Annotated in this window: 15 protein-coding genes; 13 read left to right on the top strand and 2 right to left on the bottom strand. The window is 57.2% G+C overall.

The features are described from left to right. Positions 1–2: 2 nt before the first annotated feature. The 8 genes from ACZCED_RS17540 (at position 3) to ACZCED_RS17505 (ending at position 6,602) form a co-directional block, all read left to right on the top strand. Positions 3–1,730: a DUF3373 family protein gene (locus ACZCED_RS17540; protein ID WP_462970257.1), complete on the top strand. Its 1,728-nt coding sequence runs from the start codon at positions 3–5 to the stop codon at positions 1,728–1,730. A gap of 99 nt (positions 1,731–1,829) precedes the next feature. After that, positions 1,830–2,117: a hypothetical protein gene (locus tag ACZCED_RS17535; protein WP_464861318.1), complete on the top strand. Its 288-nt coding sequence runs from the start codon at positions 1,830–1,832 to the stop codon at positions 2,115–2,117. A gap of 36 nt (positions 2,118–2,153) precedes the next feature. After that, positions 2,154–2,327 carry a hypothetical protein gene (locus tag ACZCED_RS17530; protein ID WP_462970255.1) on the top strand — a complete coding sequence of 58 codons (174 nt, stop codon included), beginning with the start codon at positions 2,154–2,156 and terminating at the stop codon, positions 2,325–2,327. Beyond that, positions 2,321–2,668, top strand: a complete 348-nt coding sequence (locus ACZCED_RS17525; RefSeq protein ID WP_462970254.1) for a DsrE family protein — start codon at positions 2,321–2,323, stop codon at positions 2,666–2,668. Before ACZCED_RS17530 ends, ACZCED_RS17525 begins: the two co-directional genes overlap by 7 nt. 56 nt (positions 2,669–2,724) lie before the next feature. Further along, positions 2,725–3,069, top strand: a complete 345-nt coding sequence (locus tag ACZCED_RS17520; RefSeq protein WP_462970253.1) for a cytochrome c family protein — start codon at positions 2,725–2,727, stop codon at positions 3,067–3,069. 75 nt (positions 3,070–3,144) lie between these two features. Further along, positions 3,145–4,284 (top strand): rhodanese-like domain-containing protein, encoded by a 1,140-nt coding sequence (locus tag ACZCED_RS17515; RefSeq protein WP_462970252.1) that lies wholly within the window; start codon positions 3,145–3,147, stop codon positions 4,282–4,284. Positions 4,285–4,305: 21 nt separating this feature from the next. Beyond that, positions 4,306–5,940, top strand: coding sequence for a tetrathionate reductase family octaheme c-type cytochrome (locus ACZCED_RS17510; RefSeq protein ID WP_462970251.1), 1,635 nt, complete (start codon positions 4,306–4,308; stop codon positions 5,938–5,940). Between the two features lie 2 nt (positions 5,941–5,942). Further along, positions 5,943–6,602 (top strand): cytochrome b/b6 domain-containing protein, encoded by a 660-nt coding sequence (locus tag ACZCED_RS17505; RefSeq protein WP_462970250.1) that lies wholly within the window; start codon positions 5,943–5,945, stop codon positions 6,600–6,602. A 93-nt stretch (positions 6,603–6,695) separates the two neighbouring features. On the opposite strand, the gene ACZCED_RS17500 is transcribed toward ACZCED_RS17505, so the two are convergent. Next, complete coding sequence (locus ACZCED_RS17500; RefSeq protein WP_462970249.1) at positions 6,696–7,076, bottom strand: hypothetical protein; 381 nt, start codon at positions 7,074–7,076, stop codon at positions 6,696–6,698. Between the two features lie 58 nt (positions 7,077–7,134). Between ACZCED_RS17500 and ACZCED_RS17495 the strand changes: the two genes are divergently transcribed. Together ACZCED_RS17495 and ACZCED_RS17490 are read left to right on the top strand one after the other, a co-directional pair. Beyond that, a complete protein-coding gene (locus ACZCED_RS17495) occupies positions 7,135–7,692 on the top strand; it encodes a DUF2867 domain-containing protein (RefSeq protein WP_462970248.1) in 558 nt (185 codons plus the stop codon). Between the two features lies 1 nt (position 7,693). After that, positions 7,694–9,682, top strand: coding sequence for an oxidoreductase (locus tag ACZCED_RS17490; RefSeq protein WP_464861317.1), 1,989 nt, complete (start codon positions 7,694–7,696; stop codon positions 9,680–9,682). 40 nt (positions 9,683–9,722) lie between these two features. On the opposite strand, the gene ACZCED_RS17485 is transcribed toward ACZCED_RS17490, so the two are convergent. Further along, complete coding sequence (locus ACZCED_RS17485) at positions 9,723–10,826, bottom strand: NAD-dependent epimerase/dehydratase family protein (protein WP_464861316.1); 1,104 nt, start codon at positions 10,824–10,826, stop codon at positions 9,723–9,725. Positions 10,827–11,056: 230 nt separating this feature from the next. Here ACZCED_RS17485 and ACZCED_RS17480 point away from each other — a divergent pair, with 230 nt between their 5' ends. The 3 genes from ACZCED_RS17480 to ACZCED_RS17470 form a co-directional block, all read left to right on the top strand. Continuing rightward, positions 11,057–12,004 carry an SDR family oxidoreductase gene (locus ACZCED_RS17480; protein ID WP_464861315.1) on the top strand — a complete coding sequence of 316 codons (948 nt, stop codon included), beginning with the start codon at positions 11,057–11,059 and terminating at the stop codon, positions 12,002–12,004. Positions 12,005–12,736: 732 nt separating this feature from the next. Then, a complete protein-coding gene (locus tag ACZCED_RS17475; protein WP_464861314.1) occupies positions 12,737–13,987 on the top strand; it encodes a sigma 54-interacting transcriptional regulator in 1,251 nt (416 codons plus the stop codon). 43 nt (positions 13,988–14,030) lie between these two features. Next, a partial coding sequence (locus ACZCED_RS17470; protein ID WP_464861313.1) for a sigma 54-interacting transcriptional regulator occupies positions 14,031–14,334 on the top strand: 304 nt, incomplete at its 3' end.

Here is a 14,334-nt window from a genome sequence, read left to right as displayed (position 1 = left end):
ACATGAGACAGAGAGGATGGACGAGCACAACCATCGGTGCCATAGTGGGGATTGTGTTCCTGGTATGTGTCGCGGCACCCGGCATCGTTTCTGCGCAGGATGACGTGAAGGTTTTAAAAGAGCGCCTGGAGCAGATGTCACAGGAGATGGAGGCCGTCCAGAAAAAACTGGAAGACATTGAGCGGAACAGCCAGGCCAAGGAGGAAGAGATCGAGGAGATCGACGACCGCCTCAACAAGGCCGAGCTTCACACCGCCACGGACAAGGTTGCCTTCGGCGTGGAGCTTCGCACCCGCGCCGATACACTGCAGTACAAGGACATTCAGGTAGCGCCCAGTGCGTTAGTCAGTCAATTCTTCACCCCCTTTCCCACTGGTTTTCAAGGCATTCCGGCGAATATCGCTCCAGGCGCCATTCAGGGGATAAAAAACACGCCTGGCGCCCTGCCAGAAACTCAGAAGTATGATGCCACCAACGACATTATCCTGACCAACAAGTTCCGCTTGAACATGAATGCCAAGGTCAACGACCAGCTCAGCTTCAGCGGTCGTCTGGCCGCCTACAAGGTCTTCGGCGACAGCACTGGGGTCAAGGTCAACCAGGGCAGCCTGGGCGACGTCACCCTGGACGGCAACACCTCCAGCCTGCCCCATGGAGACACCATCCGTCTGGAGCGGGCCTACTTCAACTATAAAAAGGATCTGGGCCGGGTGCCGACCAACTTCTCATTAGGCCGCCGGCCCTCCACCGACGGGCCTCCCCTGGAATACCTCAACAACAGCCTCGAAGGCGGATCCCCATTGGCCACGATCATCAACTGGCAGTTCGACGGTGCCTCTTATAACCTGGGCCTGGAAGAAGTCACCAATATTCCCGGTGCGGCCTTCAAGCTCTGCTACGGAGTCGGCTTCGAGGGGGACTGGGGCAACACCTATTCGCTGGGCAACCAGCAGCCCGATGTGGACGACGTGCACATGTTCGGCATCATCGCCACCCTGTTCGACAACGATTCGACCAGCGCCGTGTTGAACTGGGCGCATGCCTGGGACATTACCGACGGGTTTACTGGCCTGACCGTCATGCCCTTTATTGTTACTCGTGAAGACAAAAACGGCGACGGTGCCGATGAATACTATTTTGAGCAAAACAGCGGTGGATATGTAAGCCGCCTGGAACCGGCCACCGAAATCGGCGATTGGGATGCGCTGTCCCTGCTGCTGCGCACCAATCTCACCGAACGCTTCGACACGAACATCGACTTGTTCCTCTCCGGGTCATGGAGCCACACCAGCGCATCAAACACATCCCGGAATCCTTACTATGAAATGATGGGCATGGGCTTGCTGAATTCTGGCGGTGAACTGGAAGACCGTGACGGCTATATGATCTACCTGGGCGCCGTCTTTCCCATGCCCTGGAATGCAAGGTTCGGCCTGGAGTATAACTACGGCTCCAAGTACTGGTTCAACTTTACCGGCGCTGAAGACTCCCTGGTAGGCAGCAAACTGGCCGTGCGGGGCAGCGTCTATGAAGGTTACTGGCATCAGCCCATATACGGGGACAACTTCTTCGCCACCCTTGGCGTGAGATTCTACGACTATGAGTACACCGGCAGCGGCAACCCCATGGGCGAACCGGTAAAAATAGACTCTCTCGATTCAATCGACGCACTGAATCCGGTAGTCGACGAAGTCTGGGACGGTTACCTCTCACTGACCTTCCGCTACTAACCGACAGCTGGAACCTGAACCCGACCTGTGCTGGTCCGCATCTGGAATTGGTTCGAGAAAAGAGGCGGAACCTGCACAGGATGGAACGGACGAGCAAGCATGAAACGGGCAGCGATCATCATAAAAAATCCCCAGCAGCAGTACGAAGGGCTGCGGACCAGCGTCGGTCTTTCGTTGGCGGGCATGACGGTCCAGATGTTCGTCTTGCACCATGAAATCGAAAACATGGATGAAGCCTACCGGGACAACATGATTTTCCTGGACGAGATCGGCGGGATGCGTTTTTCCAACAACTCGGAAAACGCCGAAAAGTACAACTTTACCCATGTGACCATCGCCCAGGCAGCGGCTAAGATCCGGCAGGCGGATATCGTCATCCCGCTTTAACCCGAACCCGGGTGGGCGCCCAACAAAAGGTTTGCCGTGAACATTCTTCACATCTTGAGATCGGAACCCGACGAAACGGTGGAAAAGTTCACGGTCTCCATGAACATGGACAACACCGCGTCGGTGGTCATGCTTTACGAAGACCCGGTGGACTGGCCGGCCCTGGTGGACAAGATTTTCGAAAATGACAAGGTGATCTGCTGGTGGTAAGTTCCCCAGATAAATCGGTTTCGGCCGCAACGGGCTCCCTGGCCATCCTGGTGTGTACCGACGAGCACCTGGACCATGTGGTCAACATCACCGCGGCAGCCTTTGCCAAAGGCAAGAAGGTGAGCCTCTTTTTCACCGGAAAAGGGGTGCTGTTGACCGTGAATCCGAAATTAAAAACGCTGGTGGGAAAAGCGGAATTGAATATCTGTGACACCAGCTTCCGGGCAAACGGTCTGCACGGCAGGGAGCATGAGGTGCCGGGGGTGACCAGAGAATCGTTCTCCACCCAGACGAGAAATGCCCAAATGCTGGAACAGGCTGACCGCCACTTGGTTTTTTAAGCCAATCGTGAAACCCTTTTGACCTTAACACGTTTTATTCACTTGAAGGAGGCAACATGTTTAAAAAAGGACTTTTCGTAGCTACCGCTCTGGTATTTCTTTTTTCGGCTGTCGGTATCACCTTTGCCATGGATAAGGGCAACGACCGCAAGGGCAAGTACACCTACCGCAAGGTTTATAAGGCCTGCATGGAGCGCGGCGAAGTGGACTCCCCCAAGCCGCCCATCAGCCCGGACGCCAAAACCCAGGCCCAGTGGACGCGCACCTTCGAAAAAAAGGACTTCGAGGATTTCGGCTGCAAGCCGGAGTGGGATGCCCTGTCTGAAGCGGATATCGCCGACATATATGCGTACCTGCATGATCATGCGGCAGATTCACCCACGCCGGCCAAATGTAAATAACCACTACGCCATCTCAATGCGGGCAAATCGGATTCACGATCCGGTTTGCCCCGATCCCGTTCAATGGAGGTATCAATGAAGCCCTTGCATATGATCGTTTCAGCGGTTAGCGTTCTTCTTCTCATGGCCACCTTCACCGGATGCGCCACCCAACAACCGGCAGCACCGGTCGCGGCGGCAGCCGAACCCGCATTTGAACCGTTCCACGACATCGTGGACACGCAATTTGTCGCTGCCCACGTCACCATCCCCATGGCAGACAACGTCATGCTCATCGATGCCCGGCCCTACAAGCCCAAGTATATCCAGGGTCACATCCCCATGGCCGTCAGCATTCCCGACAGCCAATTCGACACGATGACCGACCGTCTGCCCGCGGATAAAAACAGCCTGCTGATCTTCTACTGCGGTGGACTGAAGTGCAAGCTGAGCCACAAGTCGGCCATGAAGGCTGAAAAACTGGGTTACACCAACGTCAAGGTTTATGCCGAAGGCTATCCGGTCTGGATGGCGGACAAGGCGCACTACCCGGCAGTGTCGGCCGAGTGGGTGAAAAGCCAGATCGACAAGGGGGCCGACATGGTGCTGGTCGACTCCCGCCCCAGGAAAGCCAAATATGACAAAGGGCACATCCCTACGGCAATCAGCATCCCGGACACCTATTTCGACGATCAGAAGGACCAGCTGCCTGCGGACAAGAACAAGCTGCTGGTCTTCTACTGCGGCGGACTGCACTGCAAGCTGAGCCACAAGAGCGCCGCCAAGGCCATCGAGATGGGCTATACCAACGTCAAGGTTTTTGCCGACGGCTACCCGGCCTGGAAGGCGCTGGCCGGCAGCGCATCAGCGACATCTGCAGCGGCAACCGCCATCAAGAGCGGTGTCGAGGAGGGCAGCATCGATCATGCCGAGTTTACCCGGTTGGTCAATGAGGCTCCCGAATCGATTTTCCTGGTGGACGTTCGCGATGCCGATGAATTCAAGAAGGGCAGCCTGAAGACCGCCGTCAACATTCCCGTTGACAACCTGGAGGAGAAAATCAAGGCCCTGCCCGCCGACAAACCCATCGTCTTCATCTGCGGCACGGGCGCGCGCAGCGGTGAGGCGTTCTATATGGTCCAGGATGTCCGCCCGGAGTTGAAAAACGTTTTCTATGTCGATGGTGAAATGACCTTCAAAAAAGATGGCTCGTTCGACCTGAAAAAACCCATTTAAGATCCCACAAGGGAGGAAACGATGACGTCAATCATAAGGAGCCATTTGGCCGTGCCATGCACCCTGCTCCTGTTCATGCTTGCGTTCCTTTTTACACCTGCAGCCTACAGTTCGACGGAAGAGGCGGAGGAACGGGCACCGGGCCGTACCTTGGCCGATCAGGCCACCAAGGGAAAGCAGCTGTGGATCACCACCGACCATTCCCGGATCGAAGCCCTGCAGAAGGATTTCCGGTCCGGCCCGGAGGTGACCCAGGCCTGCCTCTCCTGCCACACGGAAGCGGCCGAGCAGTTCCATAAAACCATTCACTGGACCTGGAAGGCCTACACAACCGAAGACGGCAGCATCCATGGCAAGGGCGGCGATTCGATCAACAACTTCTGCATCTCGGCCAACAACATGCAGGACAAAGGCTGTCTGAGCTGCCATCCCGGATGGGGCAACAAAACCGAAGCCATCAACTGCCTTAACTGCCACGGTCAAAAAGTCATCAACTGGGAAGAGTCGTTCGAAGACCTGGAAGCCTTCGCCGGGTCCGAGGACCCCGATGAAAAGGAGATCGCCAATGAACTCCGCGGCAACATCCAGGCGGCCGTCCAGTCCGTGGTCCGGCCCGAGCGCCAGAACTGCGGGTCCTGCCACTTCAAGGGCGGCGGCGGCGACGGCGTCAAGCACGGCGACCTGGACACCTCGTTGACCAAGCCCAACAAGGCCCTGGACGTCCATATGGGATCGGACGGGCGCAACTTCGAGTGCACCCGTTGCCACACCACCACCTTGCACAACATTGCCGGCCGGGTTTACACCAAACCGGCGGCCACCGACCGCAAGAGCCTGATCGAGGACGATCTCACCACCAAGATCACCTGCGAGTCCTGCCACAGCAGCACACCGCACAAATCCGAGTCCAAAGCCAACGATCATACGGACAAGGTGGCCTGCCAGAGCTGCCACATCCCCGAATTTGCCCGGGTCAATCCCACCAAGATGTCCTGGGACTGGTCCCAGTCAGGCAAGTTGAAGGACGGCAAGCCCTACAAGACCCAGGACGAGTTCGGCAAGGACAGCTACCTGTCCATCAAGGGTCAGATGAAATGGGCCAAGAACGTCAAACCGGAGTACTTCTGGTATAACGGTTCCATCAGCAGCACGACCGCCAGGGACGCCATCGATCCGGGCCAGACCGTCCGGGTCAGCCACCCCGTCGGCAGCCGTGATGACGAGAACTCACGCATTTTCCCCTTCAAGGTTCACCAGGGCAGGCAGCCCTACGACAAGGTTCACAAGACCCTGCTGGCGCCCATGCTCTCCGGGCCCGACGGATACTGGAAAACGCTCGACTGGAACCATGCCATCACCAAAGGCAATGCTACGCTGGACATCCCCTTCTCCGGCGAGTTCGATTTCGTGGACACCACCTACGTCTTTCCCATCACCCACATGGTGGCCCCCAAGGAAAACGTGGTCGCCTGCACCGAGTGCCACACCCGAGACGACAGCCGCCTGGCCAGCCTGGCCGGCTTCTACATGCCCGGGCGCGATAAGTTTCAACTGCTGGATTCGCTGGGCTGGATCCTGGTGCTGGGCCATCTGCTGGGAGTCGGCATCCACGGCCTGACCCGGATGTTCACCAACGGCAGGAAGGAGGGCAAATAGCCATGTCCGTCAAAAAAATGATCACCATGTACCTGTACACCCGCTATGAACGCTTCTGGCACTGGCTGCAGATGGCCTTGATCTTCGTGCTGCTGGTCACCGGTTTCGAGGTGCACGGCACCTTCCCCTTTCTGGGGTTCGACGAAGCCGTGGAGGTGCACAACTTCGTGGGCCTGAGCTGGCTGATCGCCTTCGCCTTCTTCGTTTTCTGGGTCTTCACCACCGGCGAGTGGAAGCAGTATATCCCCACCACCAAAAAGATGTTCCAGGTGGTCATGTACTACAGCTGGGGGATCTTCAAGGGCGAAAGCCACCCGGTGCCCAAACGCAAGGAAGCCAAGCACAACCCGCTCCAGCGCATCGTCTACCTCTCGCTGGCCGCATTCCTGCTGCCCGTGCAGATGGCCTCCGGATTTCTCTATTGGGGATACAACTCATGGAAGGCCTGGGGACTGGACTGGCTCACGCTGGAGGCGATTGCCTTCGTCCATACGGCCGGTGCCTTCGCCATCCTGTGCTTTATCATCGTCCACGTCTACATGACCACCACCGGGCACACCGTCACCGCCCACGTCAAGGCCATGATCACCGGCTGGGAGGATGTGGAGGAAGGCGAGGTGCAGGAGTGGGAAAAGCACGGCGACCGACAGCCGGCTGCATGATCCGATAACGACCCGCTCGACGCATTAACCCAAAAGCCCCGCCCCGGATGAATCCGGGCGGGGCTTTTTTTTCTCAATCCAGGCGGTAGCCGATCATAGGTCGTCACCACCTGCCGGGAATTCGCCTGAGCACAAGATGTAGCGGTGTTTGGTATCGGCCTTAAAATCAAAATAAAAGAAAGCTGCAATTTCCGAGATGTCGTTTTTCGTGCGATAGACTGATCTAAAGTTTAATTGGGCCACCATCATTGATTTACGCCCATGGCGATGATAACTTTTAGGTAAAGAACGGGCTGTCAGGGGAAGCGGAAGGGGGCCTTCGTGGTTTCCATCCCTGGAGCGCATTCGTCGAACCGGGCGCATGAAGGTGAAACGGATAGCGGCCACGCAACCGATGGTTCCAACACGCTTCCGATGGTGCGCCACGCCGCATTCGACGTCTTCACGCCTGCCACCGATACCCGCGTTACCCATCGACGCCCTCCGGCCCTGGAATGCCTTCGCTTTTGTTGCTCAAGGACGCGACCTCATCATGAATCACCTGGCATATCAGGCAATGACGTACCTCTCCGGCATACCGGAGATAACGGCGCTTGTAAAAGACGCCGACTTCGTCGGCCTGACGTTCATCGAGTCCGAGGATCGCCTGGAGTCCTTCCTGGAGAAGATGTTTGCCTACCGCCCGGCATTGATTCGACTGCTGTACCGCTTGCGTGCGCCCCTGGTTCGCCTGCTGGGTTTCCAGCAGGACGTCCTGCCGGCCAAGGAGGAGTGGATTCCGGACGACTTTCCCATGCTGCCCTGTGGCAACGTGTGGTTTTTCACGGTCCAACGGGTTGAAAACGACCGCTTCTGGATTGCCGGTTGTCCCAGAGACCGGCATCTGGATGCCGATCTGGCCGTGGTGGCGCAGCCCATGGACGATCGGCGCAGACGCTTTCATGTCCTCACCGTGGTTCGCTACAAGCACTGGACCGGTCCGGTCTATTTCAACCTGATTCGCTGGTTCAACCGTTTTCTGATCAACCGCATGGTTTATGCGGCCGTCGGGCACGGCCCATCGTTCCCGATCGTGGATGCATCCCGATAACATGTTGACGCCAACCATCCATACCCCGCTGCACATCGCCCCCCACCGACTCAAGAACCGGCTGGTGGCCCTACCGGTGTTCACCGGGTATGCCAGTCCGGACGGCAGCGTCAGCGCCCTTCTGCTCCAGCACTACACCACGCTGGCCGCTACCGGCGTGGCCATGGTGGTGGTGGCCAACGTCGCCGTGTCGCCGGACGGTGTTACTTCACAGTACAACCTTCGCATCGATGACGACCGCTACATGCCCGGGTTGAAGGCCTTGGCCGCGGCCATCCGCCGGCAGGGGGCTCTGGCCAGCATTCAGCTGAACCACGCGGGGCGTTTTGCCAAGACCAAGCATCCCCTTCTGGCCTCTCCGGTGGACGCCTCCAACCTGACCTACCACATGGCGTCGCTGAAGGGGTTCATGCACGCCTTTCCCTTCGAGAAGCGTTTCGGGCTGACGCGTTTCTTCCTCGAGCAGCTTGCCGGATGGCGCCGAGCGATGACCGCGGACGAGATGCATGCGGTGGCCACCCGCTTTTGCCAGGCTGCCCAACGGGCGCACCAGGCGGGATTCGACATGATCGAGGTCCACGGGGCAAACGGCTATCTGCTCTGCGAGTTTCTCTCGCCGGCCACCAACAAGCGCCTGTTCGAGTTCGGCGGCAGCTTCGAAAACCGTACACGCTTTCCGTTGAGCGTCGTTGGCAAAATACGGCGCCACGTGCCCCAGTCGGTTCCGCTGGGTTATCGCCTGCCGCTCAAGGAGTGGGTGCCTGACGGCATCAAGCTGGAGGAGGCCATCGCCTTCGCCCAGTTGCTGGAACGCGCCGGCGTCAGCTACCTTTCCGCTGCCGCTGGCAACTTTAACTCCATTTTCTTCCCTTCCGTGGTGCAGAAGATGAAGCGGCGGGCCTACCTTCGCGAGGATATGGTGCAGCTCACCGGCCACGTCGGCATCCCCACGATCATTTCCGGCCGAGTGACCACCCCCGCACTGGCAGCCGACCTGCTGGCGCAAAAAGCGGCGCACTTGGTCGGGCTGGGCCGGCCCCTGAGGGTCGATCCCGACTGGGTCAAAAAGGCAGGTCAGCCCGCTTCGGCGGTCACGCCTTGCATCAACTGCAATTGGTGCCTGAAACGCATCATCCTTGAACAGGGCTTTATCTGTCGGTGCTGGCCCCGGACGAGGCAGCTCAAGGTCCATTTAGGGCGCATGCTGTTGGACCGCAATTGCGACGGGCTCTGGGTGATCGCCGATAGTGACGACCTGGCACTGTTCAAATCAAGCGTTCCCCACCTGCTGCCGATGGGCGAACCATCAGGGTGGAACCACGCCGTCACGGTGCTGCTCGCGGGGTCCTGGACGGGGGAGAAGGCGCCTTACGGAGCCGATTGCCTGACGTGGGTCCAAGGTCTGAGTGCCGCGGCAGGCGGTTCGTTGGATCGGGTCACGGCGGTCGAACATCGGGGTGACGGCAAGTGGGACCGTGCCGTTCAGGCCGAATTGGAAAAACAGGATCACGGCATGCTGCTGATAGGTCGCAACCGGGGCCAGCCATGGCGGGAACGTTTGCTGTATGTGCTGAACCGCAAGGTCATCGGCCTGGTTGGTGCCAACGACAACCTGGGAAACGTCGCGGTGCTCCTGGATTTCTCGGATGCATCGCTTCTGGCGCTGGACTTCGTGCACCGCGCCTTCATGAACCGGCCGGACGTGCGGGTGACCTTCATTCACGCGAACGATGGCCGTGTGGCTGGCGTGGAACGGCAATGGTCCCGCCTCAAACGGGTGGTCGGCCTGAACGTTGACGAACCGCTCGCCCTCATCGGATCAGGCGAGCCAACGGGCAGCGCCATCGTAAAGGAGGCGGCGTCCGGCCGTTACGGCACCATCGTCATAGGCAAACGCGGCCTGACCGGCATCAAGCGACTGCTGCTCGGCAGCGTCTCCAGGGCAGTTTTGCGCAAGCTGGACAACCAAACGCTGTTTCTGGTGGATTGAAGAGCAGGCCCGCCTTGCTCGGCCGAGGCTGGCTACGTTGCTACAGACCGTCGTCCCCGTATTCGTAGCGTCCTTCGTTGCGACGGATGTTGCGCCGTTCCCAAACGGAGCGGTGCTGCCTGAACCGCTGCATCAATACCGGCAGGCGATTGAGAATACTCAGTTTGGGGCCGGGGGCCCACCGGAGTTTGCTGCGGCTGACCGCCGTGTCGACCATCAGGGGAGTGTCGACATAGTCCATCATCCATTTGCGTTCATAGCGTTTTCTCCCCAGGATGGCCTTGAGGCCGTTCTTGAGCACTAGGACGATCCTGGCAATCGCCGGGGAGACATGGATGGGCGTCAGGTCGAAGTGGGCGCCGCATTCGCGGCGGATCAGCGGGAATAGCTCGTTGTGGGTCGTGCAGCCGGAAGGCGCGGCGAACAGGATCTCAAAGGGCGCCAAATCGTCGTTGCGTTCCAAGATCGTGCGAACGGTGGTCACCAGGTCGCGGCGGTGGATGTAGGGAAAGCCGGTGTTGCCCCGGCCTGGTATCATGCGGCCGAAAACGTGGGGCTGGCTCCACAGCTTCATCAGGCTGTAGAGCGGCGGCAACTCGCACCAGTCGCTGAAAACGCCGCCGATGCGCAGCGCGACCACGGGCTGCCGCGACCGGTACTGGGCCAGCAATGCCTCACCGATGGTTTTGGATCGTGTGTAGGCGGTGGCTGAACCTGGCGTCGATTTCTCGGTCAGGGCGCTGCCGGCGGGCGGCGGAGGCAGTGACGCGATGCTGCCGGCGAAGATGAATCGCCGGGCTGCCAAACGGCAGGCGCCATCTAGGATGTTCCGCAGCCCTCGGATGTTGACCCGTTCGTATTCGGGGAGCCAGTGCTGGCCGAAATGGTAGAATGCGGCCATGTGCAGCACGAAATCGATGCGTGGGTGATCGGCGGCAATGTGATCGAACAGGCTCTCGACGCTGGCGCTGTCCGAGATGTCAATGGTCTTCCAGCAAACATCCGGTGCACGCCGCTGCAGGGCCGGGGAAGGCTCGCGGCAATCCAACCCGATGAGGCGAGCATCCCGGCTCAAGTCGACGCAGATGGCAGACCCCAGAAAGCCGGAAGACCCCGTGACGATGACTACAGGTTTGTCCATCATGGCAAGCCCGGAATAGACGCCGTAATGATTGGACGATGCGGCGGATGTGAAAGCGGTTCGCGCAAACCGAACGGCTGTGTTCAGGTGATTCCTACGTGGCCCACATCCAATGCATTACGACGACCCGTGTGTAAGTTTATTTATAGAGTATCCTGCTTTTCGCGGTCAAGTGCAACCGAATCGGCTGGCGACGGAATGCGGGATCGTTCGGCAGGGAGAAGCAGGCAGCCATGGCTCCATGCGCCAACCCATCGCAAGGTCATACCATCGCCGTGCTCGGCGGCACCGGCCGTTTCGGAGCGCCGTACATCCGTACGTTCATGGATCAAGGTCTGTGCGTCAGGATCCTGGCCCGCTCGCCCAACCCTGTTCGCAAACGGTTTCCCGCTGCCGATGTGCGCCGCGGCAACATGCTGAACCGATCCGATGTCGAGCAGGCCCTGGACGGGACCGAGGCGGCCTTTTTAATCACGCCTGTGGGTGGCAACGACGACATCCAGATCGAACTGAGGGCGGTACGCTGCACCATAGCGGCAGCCAAGGCGGTCCGGCTACTGCACCTGATCTACCTCTCCCTGATTCAACCGCTCCGGCCCACGGGCATCCCGATGCTGGACGTCAAGGGGCGCATCGAACGCCTGCTCGTGGCCGGCAGCGTTCCCTTTTCGATCCTGAGAACCGGCTGCTACATGGACACCTGGCTGTCGTTTTTTCCCTTAGTCATGAACCTGGGCCTTTACCTGATGCCCATCGGCCCCCGCCATCGGTTCAGCTTCACGGCGCAGCAGGACGTGGCCCGCCTCGCCGTCGCGCTGATGCGGCGGCAGCAGGTGCTCAACGCCGGCATCGATGTCATCGACCCGCAGCCTCGCAGCCTGATCGATGTGGTCAAACTTTACCAGGCGGTCAAGGGAAAAAGGTTGATTCCCTTGGGCCCCTGGCTGCTGCCGGTAGTTACGCTTCTCAGACCAGTTCTTTTTCGTTGGGCTTACCCATCCGGCGCTTCGCGGGTGAGATTGTTCCATTACTTCAACGAGAATGACTGGATCGGCGATGCCCGACAGCTGACGGCGGTGATGCCGGAATTTCGCGTCACCTCGATGCGGGATTTTCTAAGGGAAAGGTATCGGGATGGGGGAAAGGCGGTGGGGAAGCGGGGACAGCTAACTCGGCCGTGAAAGCTTAAATGTTCAATTTGGACATTGAAAATGGGCGCTTAGGGCTCTATAACGCTAAGCGTTATCGTCATTTTTTGTTTTATTTTTGTTAGTTGGCGCGGTTCGACCTCGAAAAGCATAGCCGTTGTGTACCCCTGTAAGCAGTTCTGATCTTTGTAATAGCTACGGAGAAATTATCGAACTAACCTTTGTTCTTGCCACCCACTGGTGGACATCGCCCAAGCATCAAACTCGATTGGAATTCTTGGTCGCATATCTACATTGTCGTTCTAATTGGGCTGGAACGATTGGAAAATCGTAGAGAATAAATTAATGATAGGATCACAACCCTGCCTTAGAGCACCCCAGGCAATGTGGTGATCCTTCTTCGCATTAGTGACGCATATTACAAAAAGTGCTTTTGTTGGGCTGACCACAAGATATTGATCATTCTTTTTTATTCTCAAATTCAAGGTGTTGGTAAGAAACCACACGAAACGGTGTGGTCCGTTTTTGTGGGATAGCCAGAACGTACTCTTGCGCGATTAGAACGGATATGAAGTCCTGAATGAATCGTCGTCCACGGGATGGAAAATTCTGCTTTACCTTTTAAACCAGTAGGACATTCTGTTGCTTGACCCAATATAATGAAGACTGTATCCTATCAACTGATATTCCATTAAAAATTCAAAATTTTAAATCGTTAGTCTCTGACCTTTTTACCCTATCATGCTCTGAATGGGAGCGATCATTTTGAGCGAAAATAAAATAAACATTCCGGAACTAATGAGGAACAATGAGCTTTTCCAGACTTTTATGGAAGAAAGCATTGAGCCCATTTGGTGCTTTGAGCTCGACAAGCCCATATCTCTCGATTTGCCTGAAGACGAACAATTTAACTTATTCTTAAGCCGGGCATACCTTATAGAGAACAACAGGGCATATGCGCAGGTGGTTGGGTACGAACGGAGGGAGGACTTGCTGGGTATGCGCCTTAGTGAAATCATGCCGCCGTCCATTCCCGAAAACGCCGAATCCATAAAACAGGTCATCAGGGCAGGCTATAATTTGCGTGATTTCGTGACCGTGGAATATTACAAGAAAAAGAAAATTACTGCTCTCAACAATATTAGGGGAGTCATCGAAGACGGAAAGCTCCTGAGACTATGGGGGACGGGCCGAGACATTACCGCTCAAAAAGCAGCTGAAGATGAACTACGCCAAGCAGAGCAGCGCTATCGGACTGTAGCCGACTTTACGTATGACTGGGAAACCTGGGAAAACATAAACAGTTCCTTCAATTATGTATCCCCCTCTTTTGAAAGGATTACGGGATATCGAGTACAACAATTAATAGACCGCCCTGGTATGCTAAATGAGATCATTTTACCCGATCATCTCACCCAGTGGCAGGAACACCGGCAAGCAGCGCATACCAGGCATGAAACGGGCGAGATTCAGTTCCGTATCCGCGCGAAAAACGGCCAAATCCGATGGATCGAGCATATCTGTCAACCTGTCCATGGTGATCAGGGAGAATACTTAGGAGTCAGGGCCAGCAATCGCGACATCACCGCCAGAAAACAAAGCGAAATAATGCTCCGTAGCGCTTATACGGAGATCGAGCAGCTGAAAAACCAGATAGAAGCTGAAAGCGCCTACCTTCAAGAAGAAATCAAGCTGGAACACAACTTTGAAAATATCATCGGTAAGAGCGAATCGCTGAAATATGTGCTGCACAGCGTCGAGCAGGTCGCGCCGACGGACACTCCCGTTATTATCATGGGGGAAACGGGTACGGGCAAGGAGCTATTGGCCCGAGCCTTGCATAAGCTAAGCCCTCGCGGTAAAAGGGCATTGGTGAAGGTGAACTGTGCGGCCCTGCCTCGAGAATTGATTGAAAGCGAACTTTTCGGCCGGGAAAAAGGGGCTTTTACCGGAGCCACAACGACCCAGGCCGGGCGCTTTGAACTAGCCAAGGGGTCTACGATTTTTTCTGGATGAAATCGGAGAGCTGCCGCTGGAACTGCAGTCCAAGCTGCTGCGGGTGCTTCAGGACGGTGAATTCGAACGTGTGGGAAGCTCCCGAACGCGCCGCACCGATGTCCGTATCATCGCCGCCACGAACCGCAACCTGGAAGACGATATTCGCACGAACAAATTCCGAATGGATCTCTGGTACCGGTTGAGCGTCTTTACGATCACCATGCCGCCCCTCAGGGAAAGGGGCCGGGACATCATTCTTCTGGCCAACCACATGACCCGGCAATTTGCCAGGAAACACGGCAAGCAGATCTCCTTAATCGCCGCCGAAACGATCGCCAAACTGAAAGCGCACCACTGGCCGGGCA

It is taken from the genome of Desulfosarcina sp. (assembly GCF_055467485.1).
Note: the sequence above shows the minus strand (reverse complement) of the source record. Positions and strands in the feature narration are given on the sequence as shown.

Bases quoted from the DNA above. Each gene is read 5' to 3' on its own strand.
- ACZCED_RS17485 (WP_464861316.1), bottom strand. From the start codon at position 10,826: ATGATGGACAAACCTGTAGTCATCGTCACGGGGTCTTCCGGCTTTCTG.
- ACZCED_RS17505 (WP_462970250.1), top strand. From the start codon at position 5,943: ATGTCCGTCAAAAAAATGATCACCATGTACCTGTACACCCGCTATGAA.
- ACZCED_RS17500 (WP_462970249.1), bottom strand. From the start codon at position 7,076: ATGGGTAACGCGGGTATCGGTGGCAGGCGTGAAGACGTCGAATGCGGC.
- ACZCED_RS17535 (WP_464861318.1), top strand. From the start codon at position 1,830: ATGAAACGGGCAGCGATCATCATAAAAAATCCCCAGCAGCAGTACGAA.
- ACZCED_RS17480 (WP_464861315.1), top strand. From the start codon at position 11,057: ATGGCTCCATGCGCCAACCCATCGCAAGGTCATACCATCGCCGTGCTC.
- ACZCED_RS17490 (WP_464861317.1), top strand. From the start codon at position 7,694: ATGTTGACGCCAACCATCCATACCCCGCTGCACATCGCCCCCCACCGA.
- ACZCED_RS17520 (WP_462970253.1), top strand. From the start codon at position 2,725: ATGTTTAAAAAAGGACTTTTCGTAGCTACCGCTCTGGTATTTCTTTTT.
- ACZCED_RS17540 (WP_462970257.1), top strand. From the start codon at position 3: ATGAGACAGAGAGGATGGACGAGCACAACCATCGGTGCCATAGTGGGG.
- ACZCED_RS17515 (WP_462970252.1), top strand. From the start codon at position 3,145: ATGAAGCCCTTGCATATGATCGTTTCAGCGGTTAGCGTTCTTCTTCTC.
- ACZCED_RS17510 (WP_462970251.1), top strand. From the start codon at position 4,306: ATGACGTCAATCATAAGGAGCCATTTGGCCGTGCCATGCACCCTGCTC.
- ACZCED_RS17495 (WP_462970248.1), top strand. From the start codon at position 7,135: ATGAATCACCTGGCATATCAGGCAATGACGTACCTCTCCGGCATACCG.